This is a genomic window from Paenibacillus sp. UNC499MF (assembly GCF_900107975.1).
Lineage (GTDB): Bacteria > Bacillota > Bacilli > Paenibacillales > NBRC-103111 > Paenibacillus_F.
Genome location: NZ_FNVF01000014.1, coordinates 54,695 through 72,391, shown reverse-complemented (window position 1 = coordinate 72,391; position 17,697 = coordinate 54,695). Strand labels below are relative to the sequence as shown.

The following is a 17,697-nucleotide window of genomic DNA, read 5'->3' as shown; positions in this document are numbered from 1 at the left end:
CATTTTATTAATTACTCCCTAAATATTCTGTAAAGTAGTTTACAATCTATAAAATTTCTCACATCTGATAAAGATTTTTTAAAACCCTATCGCATAAAAAGTGAAAAAGACGCAAAAAGGCCTCTCAGATATAAACTCTGAGAGGCCTTATTAACAGATCCGGTCAAACGGTCTTCCCCTTACGGGAAACCTTAATTCACAAGGCTTTGGAGCATTATATTTTGGGTATGTCGAGACATAATCGTAGACCTGCTAACTGGCCAGGCATATTTTTTACAGGTACTTGCAACTCGGTCAATAGCATTGCCCATTGCGAAGGGTGTTGAAACGGGTAGAATCCGGCAGCGCCTCCACGAACTATTATTTCATCGCTCGCTCCTCCAATGCGGGTGAATGCCGCAATGGCAAGACCTGCTATGCCAAAAATATTGGCAGCTGCATTATTGAGCCTGCTATCACCAAATTGTGTCAGGCAGATGTCATCGGATAAATCTCGTGATGGAATTTCTTCTCCACAAATGAATAAATTATTGTTGAACTCCTTAGAGACATACTCCCACTCGAAGTCCCATGGCATTCTATACCCGGTTTTTTCCAAAAACGACTTTGCTTCTTGTAAGTTAACATAGGCGGGGAACGGACCATCTTCGCTATAAAAATCAGGCCGTTCTTCATCATTGGATAGATTAATGTTCTCCTCTAATACCCACTCGTAAACAGGGAAACGGCTCATAAGGAATGGGTTTATACGAGTATTTTCATTATCCTCAGATTGATGGATAAGTTGAGAAATCATGGACCAATCGTTAGGTGTGCATATATTTCTGATGCTCTCAATATGTTGAGAGGATGCACCATAAATAAAGTCTCCTCCAAATATTAAATTTAAAGGTGTTTCGTAAAGCTCATCATAAAAACAGGGTATTTCTATTTCTTTACCATTTTGAGGATTTTTTATTATATAGGGTTTAGCGAGCTTGAATCTTTCTGGTAATTTATTGATTATCGAATTGCAAATATCTTCGCGGCGTTCACGTGAAGCATTTTGCCAATTTTCTAGGCTATTGATTTCCGTAATGTTGGTCATTGGGTGCACCAGCCCCTTCAGCTTATTTTCCTCGGCCCCTTATCGCCGTTCACTGGCGCTGGAAACCGAAATATATGGAACTGCTTACTACTAAGGACGAGTGGGATCTATTATTGAATACGGAGACTTTTCTATGTAAATATCAAAAGCATCTATACCTTCTTGTAAAATTATATGTGCTTCTTTATGAGTAATTGGTACAACCCACAAGACACTAATTGTTTCTTCACCTATTTTTATTTCTTCTAAATCCTCACTCTCTCCTCTTAGTTCATCAATCATAAGGGCTTTTGTAGTCCAGTTCTCTGGTGCGAGTGCGCTCTCAGTCATTACGCGTGGTGCTTCCGAAGATTTTATATGTTCAATATTATGGGCAATCAGGTCGCAGAAATAGGAGATTATACGATCCATGCTTTCTTGTCCCAAATCGGGTTCTAAAGCTAGCATCCATTCAGTCTCAGTAGGTTTTCCGGTTTTTCGAATGGAATTAGATAGGCCGACTGTTGCGAATCTAGCAGGAGTTTTATCATTCATTGATGGGAAATAATAGATCTCAATATATACGCCAATCTCCGGTTTTGTCATGATGACTCTATATTCTGGCATAGACCATTCTTTAATATATAAATTAAGAATGATTGTTCTTCTGATGTCGAAGTTCAGCATTTTTTCTTTGCTTGACTCTCTCTTGTTCTGCATATCCATCACCTCTTAAGGACAGTATCATCCACACCGGAAAACTGACGCTCCATAAATGCTAGCGCCTTTAATAAAAAAAGGCCAAGATTTTTATCTCCAAAGCATAATTCCGTTTCGGCGAAAAATTCGATGTCTTCGAGTTTTTCTAAATTTTTATTATTGATGTTCTCAGGAACCATTTTCCAATAGTTTTATATCTTGAGACCACTATACACGACTTCCTTTTTCAAACACAAGGTGTTCAAATTAAAACTTCAAAAATCAAAACTCAAAACAGGCCCCTTTGCAAGAAGAGTGATTTTATTGTGATTATAAAAAAACAGGCCCCTTGTAGGAGCCTGTTTTTACTGGTATTACAGGGTTTTTGAGACCCTTCTTACATCATGCCGCCCATACTTTTGCGTAGCTGTTCCATATGTAATAAAATGCCACGGAAGCCCGTAAAATCAAGGTTTTCAGCGTTTGTTAATTGTTCTATGTGACACATGATATTACGGTTTTTCCGTGGCTTCCGTTACCCATTTGTTACCCCTATCTTTTTCTTGGTACTATAGCAGCCAAATTTCTGGATACTCTGTGCTTGATACCGGTTTATCCTCAGCCCGTTCTCACGGCTCAATGATAACAGCTTCCGGTAACCAGTCACCCATAATGTATACACTAGCCCGGCCATTAGGCACGGGGGTATACAATCGACAGAATGCAAACGAGAACGAAAGACAATCATTTCTAAAAAGTAATCTTATCTTTTATAGTGTTCATTGAAGCCATCCCGTCTTCATGTTTTTTAGTTAATGAAGATGATAAGTCCATGAAATATTTCTCCACTAAGATAAACATAAAAAATGAAAACGGTATAATCACAAGTAATGAAAATGGTATTAACCGATAAAATTTTTCCCAACCTTCCGTACTGTTAATGAAATTTGTCTTATTCAAACTATCCATTAAAGGAAGGTGCCAGATATAAACACTATAACCTATTACCCCTATTATTCTTAAATACGTATTACTAAGAATAGAGGTTAATAGGCTTTTCTGAAATAGCACATATAAGAATATTAAAGCGAATAAAATATACAGAAAGAAATCAAAACCAAAAGAAAAAAAGAACCAACTGAAATGTGAGTTTTGTTTAAATCTCCAAGAGTAATATGTATAAAACAGCATTCCAAAAAACAAAGGCGTCAACCAAGTAAGGTATCTTGCTGAAATAATAAGATTATCTATGTGACGATTTCTCCCAATCTTTTTGTAGTAAAATATACTGGAAATTGTCATCCCAATTGTAAAGTTGTCTATGCATCCTAAAATATTATATTCCGTCAGATAGTAATATTTCCAATCAATCGAGTCAATGTTTGGATTATAAATAAAGAAACAAACTATCCGGTAGATGATTACTAAAGCTAATGTAGCAGGAAACGCAATCAAGGCTCTTCTGCCAATAAAGTAACGAGCTATAAATGGAAGCAAAATATAAAATTGAACTTCATTAGATAAGGTCCATGTTACCCCATTGATCATATGTTCCGGAAAAAAACCTTGTAGAAAAAAAATGTTGATAAAAAGTTTCTTTATTCCCTCTGTTGATAGAATAGTAATATTGTTTGTCAACAAAATACTTAAAACCAAAAAAACATAATAAACAGGAAGTATACGTAACGCTCTACGAATGAAATATTTTTTTAAACTTGGTGGAGTATCACATTTATTTGCGTTGTAATAATAATTCGCAAAAGGTATAAATAATAAGAAGCCACTAAGAACATAAAACAAATTAACACCAGGGTGACCCCAACTGAGTAAAAAAGTAATGTCCCACCCGAATATATTTAACTCGGGTATACCTGAATTGCCCCACGCGTGATATATAAACACCATTAAAACTGCTATTGCACGAATCCCGTCTAACTCAGGAATATGAACGGACCTATCCATCCCCAATATTCCTCTTATTTTTTTCCCCAACAAAAAGTGGCACCACTTTCCAATATATTTGTTATCTTGACACCACTATACATGAATTCCTTTTTCAAACACAAGGTATTCAAATTAAAAATTCGAAAACCAAGACTTAAAATCCCCCCGGCTATTATACCGGGGGGATCATTATTCACAGACATTACCTCCTCCCTCGTTTAAAAAATATCGGCTATACGTTTAATCAGCAGCGCAGCAAACTCGCCATTGACCGTACCGCCGGCCCGCGCGTTTGGCAGCCCAGAAGTCGGGCGAATCCATTACGCCGGCCGCGTGGAGCTTTGCCAGCGCCCTCTCCAGGTCCGCATCCGGCCCCGCCGGCGCGGGAGCTGCGGGCAGACCGAAAGCTTCCGTCAAGCCGTCCGCCGTTGCGCGGGCCAGCTCGTCGATGAAACTATCGTCTTTAAGCAGCCCAGCGTCTGCAGCCGTGTCAATAAAGCCGTACTCCAGGAGCACCGCTGGCATATTGGTTTGACGCAAAACGGCCAGGTCGCCGGACTTACGGCCACGGTCCCGCAGGCCACGGCGGGCAAGCACCGGTGCTACGTGGTTATGAATGATGGACCGTAGTTTTTCCGTCGATGAACCCGCTTTAATAGACGTATACACGAAAGATTCGAAACCAGTCCCGCCGCCCGCGTTGATATGGACAGACAGAAAATAATCCGCCCCCACACTGTTTGCGTATGCTGCCCGCGCTGAAAGGTCTACAAATTTATCACCGGTTCGCGTGTAGCGAACGTCTACCCGGTCCCCCAAGAACGCCCCGATGCGCTTACCAATTTCGAGTGTAAGCTCCTTTTCACGTAATCCGTTACCCTTGGCTCCCGGGTCTGTGCCGCCGTGGCCGAAATCAATGACAATTAAAAATTTCTTCATGACTAACCTCCCATAAATAAGAGCTCTCCGGTCTGCATCGGAAAGCCTCACTCTGATTTATTGCACCCCTTGCTCCACATAAGCATTTCCGTGTTTCTCGACCCTGCTGACGGTCCAGTTTCTCCTCAGCTCCCCCGAATCAACCGGTGTACGCTTCTTGATCTTCCGCTCGGCTCTAAAGGCCATCTCAAGGAGAAAATCACGAAAAAATCCATCGATAATTCTTTGGTCGAGAGCTTGCTTCAAGTTATCGGCAATCCGGGATAATTCCCCAAAGTCAAAGTTTCCCCACTTTGCCACTATGCCGCCCCCTTCCGCTGCAAGACCACTTCCTGGTGAGTGGGATAAAGGTACGGCTCACCAGCTACAAAGGTCAGCTCCCGCTCTACATGCTTAACGGTAACTTCATCCCCCTGCAGGATGGTCAGCTCCGGCGCGATAAACAGCTTTGTCTCATAGGCGATGTTGTTCTGGGCCTCCGTCTGATCGTTTACAGCAAGCGCTTTTTGAGAAAGCTGGCAAGGCTGATCCAAGTAAGCTGGACTGAAATCCTGCACCGTCTCGCCAGATGGCTTTTCCAGCTCAATCACACGGCTGATCGTGCAGCGGTCGGTGTAATGCTGTTCGATCGCTCGACGATACTTGTCGTAGTCAATCACGCTTACCACCTCAGCCTTCGGTAAGCATTCAAATCCGCTTTATATCCGAGCAACTCCGTGTCGATGGCTGCCACGGTCGGCCGGATCGACGGCGGGCTCTCCGGTGCTTTGATCGGCTTGATCGATGTGTCTCCAAGACTCACCACGAAAGCCTCCACCGGTTGAGCCTGCGGAAATATAATGGCCGACTGCTCTTTGGTAAGAGCGCCGGCCGTGATTGCTGCCCATGTATGCTTGAGTCCCTCCGGGATGTCGCGGTTGATATAGTGCCGGATCCGCTGGCCGGATGCCGCTGCCATAGTGTTTTCCGAACTTGTACAGGGAACCTTTGTACAGGAGAAAAAGATAACTTTTGAAGATTTCTCCCAGGAATGGCTACTGGGTTATCAATCAACCGGAAAAGTGAAAATCAGCACGGTCAGGGTAAGACAGCATGAAATCAGCCTCTTAAAGCCGTATTTCGCCAAATTAAAGATGTCTGATATCACCAAGAAACAGTATCAAGACGCTCTAAATTCTCTTCAAAAGAAAGGTTACGCCAATAACACTATTGACGGAGCCCACCGAACCGGACGAATGATATTCAAGCGTGCCGTCGAACTCGACGTAATTAAGACGGATCCGACGACAAATGCCATCGTGCCGAGAAAGCAGTTAACAGTTGAAGAATTGGAGCAGGGGATTGAGATTCCGAAATATATGGAAAAAGAAGAACTAGCTCTGTTTTTACAAGCCGCAAAGAAATTTGGTCTCGAGCGTGATTACCCTCTATTCCTTACTCATGCATACACGAGCATGCGCAGCGGTGAATTATGTGCGCTTAAATGGGGAGATATTGACTTTGATGAACAAACGATTAGCATCACTAAGACCTACTATAATCCTAGAAATATATTGAATGATTATATGCTGCTGACTCCCAAGACAAAAAAATCAAAACGAGTGATCGATGTGGAGGATTTAGTTCTTGAGGAGTTAAAGAATTTGCAGGCTGCACAATTAAAATTCAGAGAGCTACAATCTAAAGATAATAAGCCGTACCATGATAAGAATTTCGTCTTTGCTCAACTTGATGGTAGAAATCCAGGTTACCCCATGTATTTGAAGCTGGTGGCGATCCGAATGGCACGCCTACTGAAAATTAGCAAGCTGAATGATAAACTGACCCCACACTCATTGAGACATACGCACACATCGCTTCTTGCTGTGGCCGAGGTAAGCTTGGAGCAAATCATGCAGTGACTCGGTCACAGTGACGACGATACCACAAGAAACATTTACCTTCACGTAACCAAGCCGAACAAGAAAGAAGCTTCCCACAAGTTCGCAGAACTCATGAGAAGCTTTTAAATTACGGACCAATGTTACTCAAATGTTACCCTTGCTATGTCGCTTCACTAAAAACACTTGATGAATAAGGGGTTGAAGCCCTTATTACATCATGCCGCCCATTCCACCCATGCCGCCCATGTCAGGCATAGCAGGTTTGTCTTTCTCAGGCTTGTCGGCGATAACCGCTTCGGTTGTCAGGAACATAGCCGCAACGGATGCCGCGTTTTGCAGAGCGGAACGCGTTACTTTCGCCGGATCGACGATACCGGCTTCGATCATGTTCACCCACTCGCCAGTAGCGGCGTTGTAGCCGATACCGGTCGTTTCTTTCTTCAGACGCTCTACGATTACGGAGCCCTCTTGACCAGCGTTCGCGGCAATCGTGCGAACCGGCTCTTCCAGAGCGCGCAGAACGATGTTTACGCCCGTTTTCTCGTCGCCGTCGGAGCCTACAGCGGCAACAGCGTTGTACACGCTCACGAGAGCCGTACCGCCGCCTGCCACGATACCTTCTTCAACCGCAGCACGAGTAGCGTTCAGTGCGTCTTCGATACGCAGTTTGCGCTCTTTCAGCTCGGTTTCGGTAGCGGCGCCGACTTTGATTACGGCTACGCCGCCGGCAAGTTTAGCCAGACGCTCTTGCAGTTTTTCTTTATCGAACTCGGAAGTGGTTTCTTCCAGCTGCGCTTTGATTTGGGAAACACGCGCATCGATGTCTTCTTTAGCGCCAGCGCCGTCGACAACGATCGTGTTTTCTTTCGTTACACGGATTTGACGAGCCGTACCCAGCTGTTGTACCGTAGCGGATTTCAGCTCAAGGCCGAGTTCCTCGGTAATTACTTGGCCGCCGGTCAGGGCAGCGATGTCCTGCAGCATAGCTTTGCGGCGGTCGCCGAAGCCAGGAGCTTTGACAGCCACGCAAGTGAACGTACCGCGCAGACGGTTAACGACCAGCGTAGCGAGTGCTTCGCCTTCTACGTCTTCAGCGATGATCAGGAGCTGCTTGCCTTGTTGAACCACTTTTTCAAGAACCGGCAGGATTTCCTGGATGTTCGTGATCTTCTTGTCAGTGATCAGAACGTAAGGGTTCTCCAGAACGGCTTCCATTTTGTCCGTGTCCGTGATCATGTACGGGGAGATGTATCCGCGGTCGAACTGCATGCCTTCAACCACTTCAAGCTCAGTCGCGAATCCTTTGGATTCTTCAACGGTGATAACGCCGTCTTTGCCGACTTTCTCCATCGCTTCGGCGATCAGTTCGCCGACTTCGTCGTCAGCAGCGGAGATAGCCGCTACTTGAGCGATGCTTTGCTTGCCTTCGATAGGCTTCGCGATGCTTGCAAGCTCTTCGACAGCCGCACGAACGGCTTTGTCGATGCCTTTGCGGATAACCATCGGGTTAGCGCCCGCGGTCACGTTTTTCAGACCTTCGCGAATCATCGCTTGAGCCAGAACCGTAGCCGTAGTCGTACCGTCACCGGCAACATCGTTAGTTTTGGTCGCGACTTCTTTTACAAGCTGTGCGCCCATGTTCTCGAAAGCGTCTTCGAGTTCGATTTCTTTCGCGATCGTCACACCGTCATTGGTAATGAGCGGGCTTCCGAATTTTTTCTCCAGTACTACGTTGCGGCCTTTAGGTCCGAGTGTTACTTTAACTGCGTTCGCCAGAGCGTCCACACCACGAAGCATTGCGCGGCGCGCGTCTTCACTAAACATAATGTCTTTTGCCATCGTTAAAACCCTCCCTGAAATGTTGATTCTGCTTGCATGTTATTCTTCACGTGCATCTATATCGGTTCCGATAACCGGCCTTCGGCCGCAGCGTCAGGCGGTAAGTATTCAAATGAGTGGCTTAAGTATGTGAATCCGCTAAATTAGGCTAAGATAGCGAGGATATCGCTCTCACGCATAATCAACAGCTCGCGGCCCTCGTATTTCACTTCAGTCCCTGCGTATTTGGAGAAAATAACGCGGTCGCCTTCTTTAACTTCCAGCTCAACGCGCTCGCCGTCTTTCAGCGTGCCGCTTCCAACTGCTACAACTTTGCCTTCCTGCGGCTTTTCTTTAGCTGTGTCCGGAAGCACGATGCCACTAGCAGTCGTCTCCTCTTTCGCAATGGCTTCAATGATAACGCGATCACCCAACGGTTTGATCATGGATAAATAGCCTCCTTCAGTTTAGTTTGTAGTCAATGGATTTCGAGATTTTAGCACTCAAACATCTTAAGTGCTAACAACACTTTTAATGATAATGATTTTGCCATCGTTTTGCAAGTGGGTTTTGTTAAATTTTATTGTTTTTGCCGCAAAAAGCAGAATGGAAGCCATTCCCAAGGAAACGCCTCACCCATTGTTCCCCGGCTGCCGGAATTTCATTCCTCCTGTAAAAGAGTTTTACCGGACCCGGGCGAAAAAAACGGTTCCAACTTCGTATCCTATGCGGTGCAGGCTGTCTTAAGACGAGGGAAATGCTGCATTTTCCGGCAGAGCCTTGTCCTACAAAGGGCTCCCCCGTCCGCTGCGCCGCCCTTTGCCTATCCCGATAAAAAAAGGGCCGTCTTCCGACAGCCCGTTACTTTTGTTCCCCGTATTCCGCTTCCCAGGCCGCGTCCTGGACAAGCTGTTTGCGATAAATAAAACCCGAAAGCAAGACGCTGAACTCATACAGCACAATCATCGGCAGCGCCACAAGAATAGCGGAGATCGCATCCGGCGGCGTGATGACGGTCGAGAGAATGACCAGAACCATGTAAGCGTACCGGCGCATTTTGGCCAGCCTTTTGGGATTCAGAATGCGCAGTTTAGTCAGAAACATCACCACGATCGGCAGTTCGAAAAGAACCGAAAGCGGCAAAATGATGTTAAACATGAACGAAAAATATTGGGCCGCCCCGTAGAGCTCGGTTATTCCCATGGACCGGCTGATTGCCGTCGTAAAGTAAAAAGCCATCGGAAACACGACAAAATAGCCGAAAGCAAGACCGGCCAGGAACAGGACGACCGCTCCCGGAATGTAGAGAATCGAAGCTTTCTGCTCGGTTTCCCGGAGACCCGGACTTACAAACGCCCAGATGTGGTAAAGGATCACCGGCAGTGTAATGAGCAGAGCGACGACGAAGCCGAAGTTCATGTATAAACGGAGAGCGTCCCACGGCGAAAATACATGCCACGCGATTTTATCGGCGGGAGGCACGGATTTCAGAAAAAGGATGACGTTCTTGGCGAAAACAAGGCCGATGACGAGGCCGATGATCAGGACTCCCAGCACCCAGAAGATCCGCTTGCGCAGCTCCGCCAGATGCTCGACCAAAGGTTGTTCTTTATCCATGCAGCACCAACCTATCTACGTATAGCTTCACTGAACCGGAACCTTAGTCCGGAAGGCGACGGGGATTGTCCGAAACCGCCCGTTCACTGACCGACGGTGCGGGAGCGGCTTCCGTTAAAGAGGCCGGCGCCGGCACTTCTTCGGGCGCTGCGGCGGCGGATTTGATTTCGGCCGCTTTCTTGTCCGCCTGGTCATGGTCGGACATCATATCGCGCGCGCCCTTCTTGAACTCGCTCAAGGTGCGTCCGAAAGCTCTCCCGAGCTCGGGAAGCTTGCTCGGTCCGAACAGCAGCAGGCACACGACGGCAACAAGCAAAATTTCGGTAAAGCCTATATTTTGGAACATCCGGAATGTTTCCTCCTTCAAAATGTGTAATCAGCAGCCCAGCAGGCCGCCGTAGCCCATCTCCGTAATGTCTTCGCGGAAAATCTCTTCCCCTGCGCATATCCGGGGAAGAAGCACGTCGAAAGACGTGTACGGGTCGTGCATCACGCAGCCCGGCAGTCCCATTACGGGGACGCTGCCGATATAAGCCATCATCAGCATCGAGCCGGGCAGCATCGGCGTCCCGTAGCTGACGATGCGGGCGCCCGCCCGGGATATCGCCCCGGGCGTGCGGTCGTCGGGATCGACCGACATGCCGCCGGTGACCAGGATGAGATCCGCGCCGAGTCCGAGGAAATGCCGGATCTCGGCCACGATCGCATCCATGTCGTCCGGCGTGAACCGCTGGTCGATCACCCGCGAGCCAAGCGCTTCGACTTTGGCTCGCACGGCAGGGCCGAATTTGTCCCGGATTCGGCCCTTGAACACTTCGCTGCCGGTGGTAATCAACCCCACCCGGAGGCTGCGGAACGGCTTCACGGCGACAAGCCCCGCCGCTGCCGCCGGAGCCTCTTCACGCCGGACGGCAGCATCGCGAGCCGCGCTGTTGACCGCCGGAACCGGCGTCGGGGCAAGCGGGCCGGCCTCTGCCGGGAGCGTCGCCCTCGCCGCGTCAACGGCCGGTCCGCCGCTCTGCGGCTCCAAGCTCCCGGCGTCCGCGTGCAAGGTCCCGCCGCTTCTTCGCAGCGCAGCCAGCCGCTCCACGCGGGCGACGGGCTCCTCCTCGATGACGAGCGGAATGACCCGGGTGCCGGCCAGAGCTTGCCCGGGTTGTACGACCGTGTTCGTGCGGATGGTCGACATCACGATACGGCCCATGCCGTTGACCTGATCGACAAACGCTTTGTCGATCTTGGCCAGGCCGTGAATCGCCGATTTCAGGGTCACTTTGCCTTCATGCGGTTCCGTCTTGTCCGTATTCGCTCCCCGCACGGCATTCGCCAGACGGAGAGCCGCCTCGTCCTCGTGAAGGTAGCCTTCGACAAGCTCCAGCACGTAAATATGCTCCTTGCCGATGCTCAGCAAATCGGGAATATCCTCTTCCGCAATCTGGTGGCCTTTACGGAACAAGCGGCCTTTGAACTCCCCCGGGATAATCCGGGTCAAGTCGTGAGCGAGGACCAGACCGATCGCATCCTCCACTTTCAACTCACGAAGCATGGAGTCAGCTTTCATCCGCATGCTCCTGCTCCCGGCCCGTCAGAATCGACAAGGCATGAGGAAGCACGTCAATAATGGCCATGAGACTTTCATGGACACCCTTCGGGCTTCCAGGCAGGTTGATGATCAGCGTAGAGCCCCGGATTCCGGTCACAGCCCGGGAAAGCATAGCCCGGGGAGACTTCTCGATCGATTTCATCCGCATGGCTTCGGCAAAGCCGGGCGCCGAACGGTCGATGACGCTCAAGGTCGCTTCCGGGGTAACGTCCCGGGCGGCGAGGCCCGTTCCGCCTGTCGTCAAGATGAGATCCGCCTGAAAGTAGTCGGTCATTTCTATAAGAGCCGCCATAATTTCGTCCATTTCATCCGGTACGACGCGGTATTCAATGATATCTCCTTGAATCTCTTCCTCTACCAGCTCGCGGATGACTTGAGCGCTCGTATCTTCCCGTTCTCCTCTGGATCCGCGGTCACTGGCAGTTAGAATCGCAACTTTCCAGCGCATTCCTCTCACCTCTTCCTCTACTGTAACAAAATTTGATTAAGAATGGGTATCAAATCTGTGAAAATCTCCATTTTTACCGCCGGTTTTGGATACGAGCATCGTAGGCCCGATCACCATGTCCTTCTGGAGGGCTTTGCACATATCATACACGGTCAGGGCCGCGGCGGATACGGCCGTCAGCGCCTCCATTTCCACGCCCGTAGGCCCGGTTGTGCGCACTTCGGCTTCGATGCCGAGCTCCGTCCCGCTTTCGTAAATAAAGCGGATATCCACTCCGGACAGCGCAAGCGGATGACACATCGGAATCCAGTCGGCGGTTTTCTTCGCCGCCATGATGCCCGCCACCTGGGCGACAGCGAGCACATCGCCTTTGGCGAGACGGCCTTCCCGGATACGCAGCAGCGTGTCCGGCAGCATCGTGACGCTGGTACGGGCAACGGCGGTCCGTCTGGTCTCCTTCTTTTCGCTGATGTCGACCATTCTGGCCCGGCCTTGTTCATTAAAATGAGTCAGTTTGTCCGGATGCTCCATCCGATCCTCTCCCCTCTTCCGGTCCGCTGCCGGATCCCGGGTTATATGCGGCGCTCTCCGTAATCAGCACGTCCAGACGGATATCGTGCGGTTCCACGGGAAGGTGCTCCACAAGCTGCACGTCAAAAGCCGCGGCCGCAAAAAAAGGCGCAGCCCGTCCTTCCTCCCTGGCGGTTGTCAACAGCTTTTGGAGAAAGCGGTCGTAGTAGCCGCCCCCGTAACCGAGCCTTCCGCAAGCGGTGTCGAAAGCAAGCCCCGGCACGAGAACGGCTGAAGCGGCAAGGGGATCCTCCAAAGCCGGGCTCAGAGGGTCCGGCTCCATGATGCCGTGCATCCCTTCCTGCAGATCTTCCCATCGCCTTATTTCGTGAAAAAGCAGCTCTCTCGTCACATGCAGCGAACGAGGCGCGTAAACGCGGATGCCCGCTTCCCAGCAGGCTTCGACGGTTTCGTGAATCCGGCATTCCGTGCGAAAGGGAACATACGCAAGAACAATCGGGATATCCGGAGCCCCGGATGTACCGAAGCTTCCCGCTATTTCCCGGTTCGCAGGTAATCGTATGCCGGAAGCTCCGTCTTCCGGACAGGCTCCTTCCAAGCGGGCCGTGTCTTCCGGCCTTTTTGCCGGGGCAGGCAGGGCACCGGCGAAGGCACCCGGTGAAAGGTTCCGGCCGGCGATTACGCCTTTCAGCCAGGCTGTCAATCTTTCGTTGATCCGGCGTTCCCGGCCCGCTCTCTCTTCAGGCGTTAATGCCGAGCGGAGCCTTTCGATGCGCCGGCGGAGTTCTTTTTTGTCGGTGTTATTCATGTATAAAGCTGCAACCTCTTTCCGGCTGGGGCTGTTAGTTTGGACTGATTGGCGGAATTTCGCAGATGGTTGTCTGCCTGCGGGGCAAAGGACCTTCTTTATATAGTAGGCACGTGCAGACAGTAGTTTACATTATTTTATCACATTGCCGGGAAGTTTGAAAAAAATGTGTTCAGTTTTCCTGAGGGCGTTTTTCCTGTACACTAAAAAGAGCCTTTCTTAACCGCGGCAGAACCCACTTGCAGAAATTCCGCCGGAGTATTTGCCCGGCTTAACTAAACAGCCGTACAATGAAGAAAATTGTGGAATCATGGAGGTAATAACGAAAGATGCTTCTCCAAGTGAACGGAATCGGTAAAAGCTACGGCACCTCGTCCGTGCTTTCTAACATATCCCTGCAAATCGAAGACCGCGAAAGAATCGGACTCGTCGGTGTGAACGGAGCCGGCAAATCGACTCTCCTGCAAATTATCGCGGGCGATCTTTCTTACGATGAGGGCGACATTTTTAAAGCCAAAGAAACCAGAATCGGCTATCTCCGCCAGAACGGCGGCCTGCAGACGGACAAAACGATCGCCGAAGAAATGCGCACGGTCTTTACGGCGCTCTATGCCGTCGAGAGAGAACTGCGCGAGCTGGAACAGCAGATGGCGGATCCGAAGCTGATCGATAACGCCAAGGCGTACGAGGATACGATGAACCGGTATTCTACCAGATCCGAGTGGTTCCGTGAGCAGGGCGGGTACGAGATCGAAGCCAGAATACGCGGTATTCTTCACGGCATGGGATTCGGCGAGTTTCCGCCCGATACGCTCATCCAGACGCTGAGCGGCGGGCAGAAAACCCGTCTCGCGCTCGCCAAAATGCTTCTGGAAGAGCCGGACCTGCTTCTTCTCGACGAGCCGACCAACCATCTGGACATCCGCACGCTGACGTGGCTGGAGTCCTACCTGCGCGGGTATCCCGGCGCTATTCTGGTCGTATCCCACGACCGCTACTTCCTCGACTCGCTCGTTACGGCGATCTACGAAATCGAACGGACGTCCTCCAAGCGTTACACGGGCAACTATTCCCGCTTCGTCGAACTGAAGGAAGCGGACTACGAAATCCGCATGAAGCAGTTTGAGAAGCAGCAGGAAGAGATTTCCCGCATGGAAGACTTCGTGCAGAAAAATATCGTCCGCGCCACCACGACCAAACGCGCGCAGAGCCGGCGCAAAGCGCTGGAGCGGATGGAACGGATCGACAAGCCGCTCGGCGATCTCAAACGCGCCAGCTTCTCCTTCCAGATCGATCAGACATCCGGCAAGGAAGTTTTGCAGGTGAGGGATCTGGCGCTTTCCGTGGGCGAAGGCAAACGCCTTCTCGATTCCGTCTCGTTTGAGCTGCGGCGCGGCGAAACGGCTGCCCTGATCGGCCCCAACGGAATCGGCAAAACGACGCTGCTGAAAACCCTGATCGGCAGGCTGTCCCCCGATACCGGCACCATCCGTTGGGGGACCAATGTCAAGATCGGCTACTATGATCAGGAACAGACAACGCTGAATCCGCAGAAAACGATCCTGGAAGAGGTCTGGGATACGTTTCCTACTATAGAAGAAGCGCGCATCCGCTCCGTGCTGGGCAACTTTCTTTTCAGCGGCGAGGATGTGTTCAAAAAAATCTCATCCCTAAGCGGCGGCGAGAAGGCGCGCGTGGCGCTCGCCAAGCTTATGCTGCTGAATGCGAATATGCTCATACTCGATGAGCCGACCAACCATCTGGACTTGTACAGCAAGGAAGTGCTCGAATCGGCTCTGCTCGATTACGAAGGCACCCTGCTCTTCATTTCCCATGACCGTTATTTCCTGAACAAAATGGCGGAAAGCATGCTGGAACTGGAGCGCCACGGCGTGACCCATTATCTCGGCAACTACGACGACTATCTCGAGAAAAAAGCTGAGCTTGCCGAAATGGAGGCCGAGCGTATCCGCGAACAGGCGGCCCGTGACAGCAAGTCCAAGGCATCCGCTGCGTCTTCCGCGGCGCAGCAGGCGGATAAACCTTCGTCTTACGAAGCGGATAAGCAGGCCAAGCGGGAAGAACGCAACCGTCAGCGGCGGGTCGAGCAGCTTGAGCAGGATATCGCCCGGCTGGAAGAGGAAGTGACCGCTCTCGAGGAGGAACTGGCGGACCCGGCCGTTTACAACGATTATGTGCTTGTCCAGGAGAAGAACACCCTCATCGAGCAGAAAAAGGGAAGCCTGCAGGCATGTTACGAGGAATGGGAGACTCTTGTGGGTTAGACACTTGCGGCTTGACCGGCTGCTTCCAAAACAATAACATACAAAAAAAAGAGGCCCCTGCAGGCCTCTTTTTTGCGACATGCTGTTCTTATCTGATTCTGAGCGAGGTACTTAAGCTTCCTATGCGGTCGCTCCCTCACGCACTCCGCACCACGCGTCGGCACCCCACCCGGCACCCGGCAGGCGATATCGGTGGACTCCTGCCATACTGCGGGCATCCGTTAACCGTTCGGTCCCTGCCCCTCGCACCACACGGTGCTCGGCGTCACATGACGGTGGTCAACCCCTACAGCTTAAACCGGCTGATGCTCTGCTTAAGCTCCCGGGACATATCGCTCAGCGCACCGGCCGAAGCTGAAATATCCTCCATGGAAGCGAGCTGCTCTTCCGAAGAAGCGGCGACGGTCTGGGAGCTTTCCACGGTCTGCTGGTTCATGTGGGACAGCTCCGAGATGGACGCGGCGACTTCTTCCGTTCCCGCGGACATCTGCTGCGAGGACGAGGAAACCTCCAGGATCTGCTTCGCCAGCTCGTCCATATGATTGACAATGCGCTGGAAGGCTTCCCCGCTCTCGGACACGAGCTTCGTCATCTCCGTCACTTCTTCGGCCGTGTGGTTCATCGCGCCCACGGCCTGCCCCGTACCGGTGCGGATCGTGACGACGAGCTCGGCGATTTTATCCGAAGACTGCTTGGACTGCTCGGCAAGCTTGCGGATTTCATCGGATACGACCGAGAAGCCGCGTCCGTGTTCCCCTGCCCGTGCAGCCTCGATCGCCGCATTCAGCGCCAGCAGGTTCGTCTGGTTCGCGATATCCGAGATCAAAGCCGTAATACCGCCGATTTCCTCGGACAGCTGCTCAAGCTGGTTCATCGATTCCACCGAACGCTGTACCGTTTCGTTCATGAGGCTCATCTGCTTCACGTTATGCTGAATCATCCCGTTGCCGCGCGCCGCCTCTTCGGAAGCGGATTCCGAAGACTGGGCCGCATAACCCGCGGATTCGGCAATCCGCTGAATGCCCGTCGCCATCTCTTCCATGGCGTTCGAGCTTTCCTGCGTGCTCTGCAGCTGGCGCTCCGCTCCCGACGCTACCTGCTCGATGGCCGTCGCGATTTGGTGCGTGGCCTGCGTCGTCTGCTTCGCGTTGGTATCCAGCACTTCCGCGGCATGGCTAACCTGGTCGGAAGACTCCCGGATGCCCAGGATAAGGCTGTGGATGCTTGCGGTCATCGCGTTGAAGTTGCGGGCGAGACTACCGAACTCGTCTTCGCTGCGGACCGGAATGGAGACCGCCAGATTGCCTTCCGCCACTTCCAGCGACAAACGGGAAAGCTCCCCGATCGGCTTGAGAATCCTGCGGGTGAATACGCCCAGAAGCCAGGCGAACAGCAGAGCAATACCCACGTAAAAGGCCAGACTCATGAGCAGCCTTTTGGTTAAATCCCAGGAAACCGTGCCGTAATCGAAATCTACGCCGACATAAGCGACTGTTTTATCCGCTTCATCCTTCACCGGGCTCAGAATGGTTACCCATTCCCCCGCCTGATCCGTATAAACGGGCGTGCGCCCCTGTCCGCCGGTTTTTTTTACCTCTTCGAAGGCTTTCGTGTACTCCTCGGAGAAGGCGTAATCCGACAAAGGCTTCAGCCCCGCCTTATCGAGCGTCTCGTTCGCGGCGATAACCGTCAGAGCCGGTTTCCCGTCCGCCGTTTTTTCTTCCGGGTAGTATAATACGACGTTCGCCATATCCCCTTCTTTGACATAATGCTCCAACATCGCGCGGATCGCTTGAAGCTCCGTGGCCGCAGCGTCGGGTTTTCCTGCGCTTTTCATTTGATCCACCGCTTTTGTAAGGAGAGGGAGCTGCTGCTCCCATCCCAGTTCCACAACCCGCTCAATCGATTTGAGCCGGGTAAAATAATCGCTTCTTTGCGATAAATACGTCAAGGTCATGATCAAGATACAAAGGACCACCACCAATGCCGCCATCATCGCGATCAATTTCGCCGTCACGCTTCGTTTTAAGTATTTCATAGTTCCCCCCAAATAGTT

Annotated in this window: 19 protein-coding genes; 2 read left to right on the top strand and 17 right to left on the bottom strand. The window is 50.9% G+C overall.

The window, feature by feature from the left end; translation table 11 throughout:
* Positions 1–214: 214 nt before the first annotated feature.
* From C4S74_RS21820 to C4S74_RS21790, 8 genes are all read right to left on the bottom strand, one after another.
* On the bottom strand, positions 215–1,087 hold the full coding sequence (locus tag C4S74_RS21820) for a hypothetical protein (RefSeq protein ID WP_103997453.1): 873 nt from the start codon (positions 1,085–1,087) through the stop codon (positions 215–217).
* Between the two features lie 90 nt (positions 1,088–1,177).
* Positions 1,178–1,786, bottom strand: a complete 609-nt coding sequence (locus C4S74_RS21815; RefSeq protein ID WP_103997452.1) for a suppressor of fused domain protein — start codon at positions 1,784–1,786, stop codon at positions 1,178–1,180.
* 729 nt (positions 1,787–2,515) lie between these two features.
* Positions 2,516–3,727: an acyltransferase gene (locus C4S74_RS21810; protein ID WP_103997451.1), complete on the bottom strand. Its 1,212-nt coding sequence runs from the start codon at positions 3,725–3,727 to the stop codon at positions 2,516–2,518.
* 14 nt (positions 3,728–3,741) lie between these two features.
* The gene (locus tag C4S74_RS26705) at positions 3,742–3,906 is read right to left on the bottom strand and encodes a hypothetical protein (RefSeq protein WP_181024499.1); all 165 of its coding nucleotides are present in this window, start codon (positions 3,904–3,906) and stop codon (positions 3,742–3,744) included.
* A 43-nt stretch (positions 3,907–3,949) separates the two neighbouring features.
* The gene (locus C4S74_RS21805) at positions 3,950–4,648 is read right to left on the bottom strand and encodes an N-acetylmuramoyl-L-alanine amidase (RefSeq protein WP_103997450.1); all 699 of its coding nucleotides are present in this window, start codon (positions 4,646–4,648) and stop codon (positions 3,950–3,952) included.
* A gap of 57 nt (positions 4,649–4,705) precedes the next feature.
* A complete protein-coding gene (locus tag C4S74_RS21800) occupies positions 4,706–4,948 on the bottom strand; it encodes an HK97 gp10 family phage protein (RefSeq protein ID WP_103997449.1) in 243 nt (80 codons plus the stop codon).
* Positions 4,948–5,307 carry an ABC transporter ATP-binding protein gene (locus tag C4S74_RS21795; protein ID WP_103997448.1) on the bottom strand — a complete coding sequence of 120 codons (360 nt, stop codon included), beginning with the start codon at positions 5,305–5,307 and terminating at the stop codon, positions 4,948–4,950. The genes C4S74_RS21800 and C4S74_RS21795 overlap by 1 nt, the downstream gene beginning before the upstream one ends.
* A 2-nt stretch (positions 5,308–5,309) precedes the next feature.
* On the bottom strand, positions 5,310–5,606 hold the full coding sequence (locus C4S74_RS21790) for a hypothetical protein (protein ID WP_103997447.1): 297 nt from the start codon (positions 5,604–5,606) through the stop codon (positions 5,310–5,312).
* 1 nt (position 5,607) lies between these two features.
* On the opposite strand from C4S74_RS21790, the gene C4S74_RS21785 reads away from it, so the two are divergent.
* Positions 5,608–6,549: a site-specific integrase gene (locus C4S74_RS21785; RefSeq protein ID WP_258042568.1), complete on the top strand. Its 942-nt coding sequence runs from the start codon at positions 5,608–5,610 to the stop codon at positions 6,547–6,549.
* Positions 6,550–6,741: 192 nt separating this feature from the next.
* On the opposite strand, the gene groL is transcribed toward C4S74_RS21785, so the two are convergent.
* The 8 genes from groL to C4S74_RS21745 all read right to left on the bottom strand — a co-directional run bounded on the left by groL (position 6,742) and on the right by C4S74_RS21745 (position 13,356).
* The gene (gene groL / locus C4S74_RS21780) at positions 6,742–8,370 is read right to left on the bottom strand and encodes a chaperonin GroEL (protein WP_103997446.1); all 1,629 of its coding nucleotides are present in this window, start codon (positions 8,368–8,370) and stop codon (positions 6,742–6,744) included.
* A 143-nt stretch (positions 8,371–8,513) separates the two neighbouring features.
* Positions 8,514–8,795 carry a co-chaperone GroES gene (gene groES, locus C4S74_RS21775; protein ID WP_009675186.1) on the bottom strand — a complete coding sequence of 94 codons (282 nt, stop codon included), beginning with the start codon at positions 8,793–8,795 and terminating at the stop codon, positions 8,514–8,516.
* Positions 8,796–9,210: 415 nt separating this feature from the next.
* Positions 9,211–9,966, bottom strand: a complete 756-nt coding sequence (gene tatC / locus C4S74_RS21770) for a twin-arginine translocase subunit TatC (protein WP_103997445.1) — start codon at positions 9,964–9,966, stop codon at positions 9,211–9,213.
* A 43-nt stretch (positions 9,967–10,009) separates the two neighbouring features.
* Positions 10,010–10,312 carry a twin-arginine translocase TatA/TatE family subunit gene (locus tag C4S74_RS21765; RefSeq protein ID WP_103997444.1) on the bottom strand — a complete coding sequence of 101 codons (303 nt, stop codon included), beginning with the start codon at positions 10,310–10,312 and terminating at the stop codon, positions 10,010–10,012.
* A gap of 30 nt (positions 10,313–10,342) precedes the next feature.
* Positions 10,343–11,527: a molybdopterin-binding protein gene (locus C4S74_RS21760; RefSeq protein WP_103997443.1), complete on the bottom strand. Its 1,185-nt coding sequence runs from the start codon at positions 11,525–11,527 to the stop codon at positions 10,343–10,345.
* Entirely contained in the window at positions 11,517–12,017 is a 501-nt protein-coding gene (mog, locus tag C4S74_RS21755) for a molybdopterin adenylyltransferase (RefSeq protein WP_009675197.1), read from the bottom strand. The genes C4S74_RS21760 and mog overlap by 11 nt, the downstream gene beginning before the upstream one ends.
* A 36-nt stretch (positions 12,018–12,053) precedes the next feature.
* Entirely contained in the window at positions 12,054–12,548 is a 495-nt protein-coding gene (gene moaC / locus C4S74_RS21750) for a cyclic pyranopterin monophosphate synthase MoaC (protein WP_103997442.1), read from the bottom strand.
* Positions 12,517–13,356, bottom strand: coding sequence for a 5-formyltetrahydrofolate cyclo-ligase (locus C4S74_RS21745; protein WP_103997441.1), 840 nt, complete (start codon positions 13,354–13,356; stop codon positions 12,517–12,519). Before C4S74_RS21745 ends, moaC begins: the two co-directional genes overlap by 32 nt.
* A 329-nt stretch (positions 13,357–13,685) precedes the next feature.
* Here C4S74_RS21745 and C4S74_RS21740 point away from each other — a divergent pair, with 329 nt between their 5' ends.
* Positions 13,686–15,641 (top strand): ABC-F family ATP-binding cassette domain-containing protein, encoded by a 1,956-nt coding sequence (locus C4S74_RS21740; protein WP_103997440.1) that lies wholly within the window; start codon positions 13,686–13,688, stop codon positions 15,639–15,641.
* A 286-nt stretch (positions 15,642–15,927) separates the two neighbouring features.
* On the opposite strand, the gene C4S74_RS21735 is transcribed toward C4S74_RS21740, so the two are convergent.
* Entirely contained in the window at positions 15,928–17,679 is a 1,752-nt protein-coding gene (locus C4S74_RS21735) for a methyl-accepting chemotaxis protein (RefSeq protein ID WP_103997439.1), read from the bottom strand.
* Positions 17,680–17,697: the final 18 nt, after the last annotated feature.

What these genes read in the sequence shown, in the direction of transcription:
- groES (WP_009675186.1), bottom strand. Translation starts at nt 8,795, where the DNA reads ATGATCAAACCGTTGGGTGATCGCGTTATCATTGAAGCCATTGCGAAA.
- C4S74_RS21745 (WP_103997441.1), bottom strand. Translation starts at nt 13,356, where the DNA reads ATGAATAACACCGACAAAAAAGAACTCCGCCGGCGCATCGAAAGGCTC.
- C4S74_RS21820 (WP_103997453.1), bottom strand. Translation starts at nt 1,087, where the DNA reads ATGACCAACATTACGGAAATCAATAGCCTAGAAAATTGGCAAAATGCT.
- C4S74_RS21765 (WP_103997444.1), bottom strand. Translation starts at nt 10,312, where the DNA reads ATGTTCCAAAATATAGGCTTTACCGAAATTTTGCTTGTTGCCGTCGTG.
- C4S74_RS21805 (WP_103997450.1), bottom strand. Translation starts at nt 4,648, where the DNA reads ATGAAGAAATTTTTAATTGTCATTGATTTCGGCCACGGCGGCACAGAC.
- groL (WP_103997446.1), bottom strand. Translation starts at nt 8,370, where the DNA reads ATGGCAAAAGACATTATGTTTAGTGAAGACGCGCGCCGCGCAATGCTT.
- C4S74_RS21810 (WP_103997451.1), bottom strand. Translation starts at nt 3,727, where the DNA reads ATGGATAGGTCCGTTCATATTCCTGAGTTAGACGGGATTCGTGCAATA.
- C4S74_RS21760 (WP_103997443.1), bottom strand. Translation starts at nt 11,527, where the DNA reads ATGAAAGCTGACTCCATGCTTCGTGAGTTGAAAGTGGAGGATGCGATC.
- C4S74_RS21815 (WP_103997452.1), bottom strand. Translation starts at nt 1,786, where the DNA reads ATGCAGAACAAGAGAGAGTCAAGCAAAGAAAAAATGCTGAACTTCGAC.
- C4S74_RS21740 (WP_103997440.1), top strand. Translation starts at nt 13,686, where the DNA reads ATGCTTCTCCAAGTGAACGGAATCGGTAAAAGCTACGGCACCTCGTCC.
- C4S74_RS21735 (WP_103997439.1), bottom strand. Translation starts at nt 17,679, where the DNA reads ATGAAATACTTAAAACGAAGCGTGACGGCGAAATTGATCGCGATGATG.
- mog (WP_009675197.1), bottom strand. Translation starts at nt 12,017, where the DNA reads ATGCGCTGGAAAGTTGCGATTCTAACTGCCAGTGACCGCGGATCCAGA.
- moaC (WP_103997442.1), bottom strand. Translation starts at nt 12,548, where the DNA reads ATGGAGCATCCGGACAAACTGACTCATTTTAATGAACAAGGCCGGGCC.
- tatC (WP_103997445.1), bottom strand. Translation starts at nt 9,966, where the DNA reads ATGGATAAAGAACAACCTTTGGTCGAGCATCTGGCGGAGCTGCGCAAG.
- C4S74_RS21790 (WP_103997447.1), bottom strand. Translation starts at nt 5,606, where the DNA reads ATGGCAGCGGCATCCGGCCAGCGGATCCGGCACTATATCAACCGCGAC.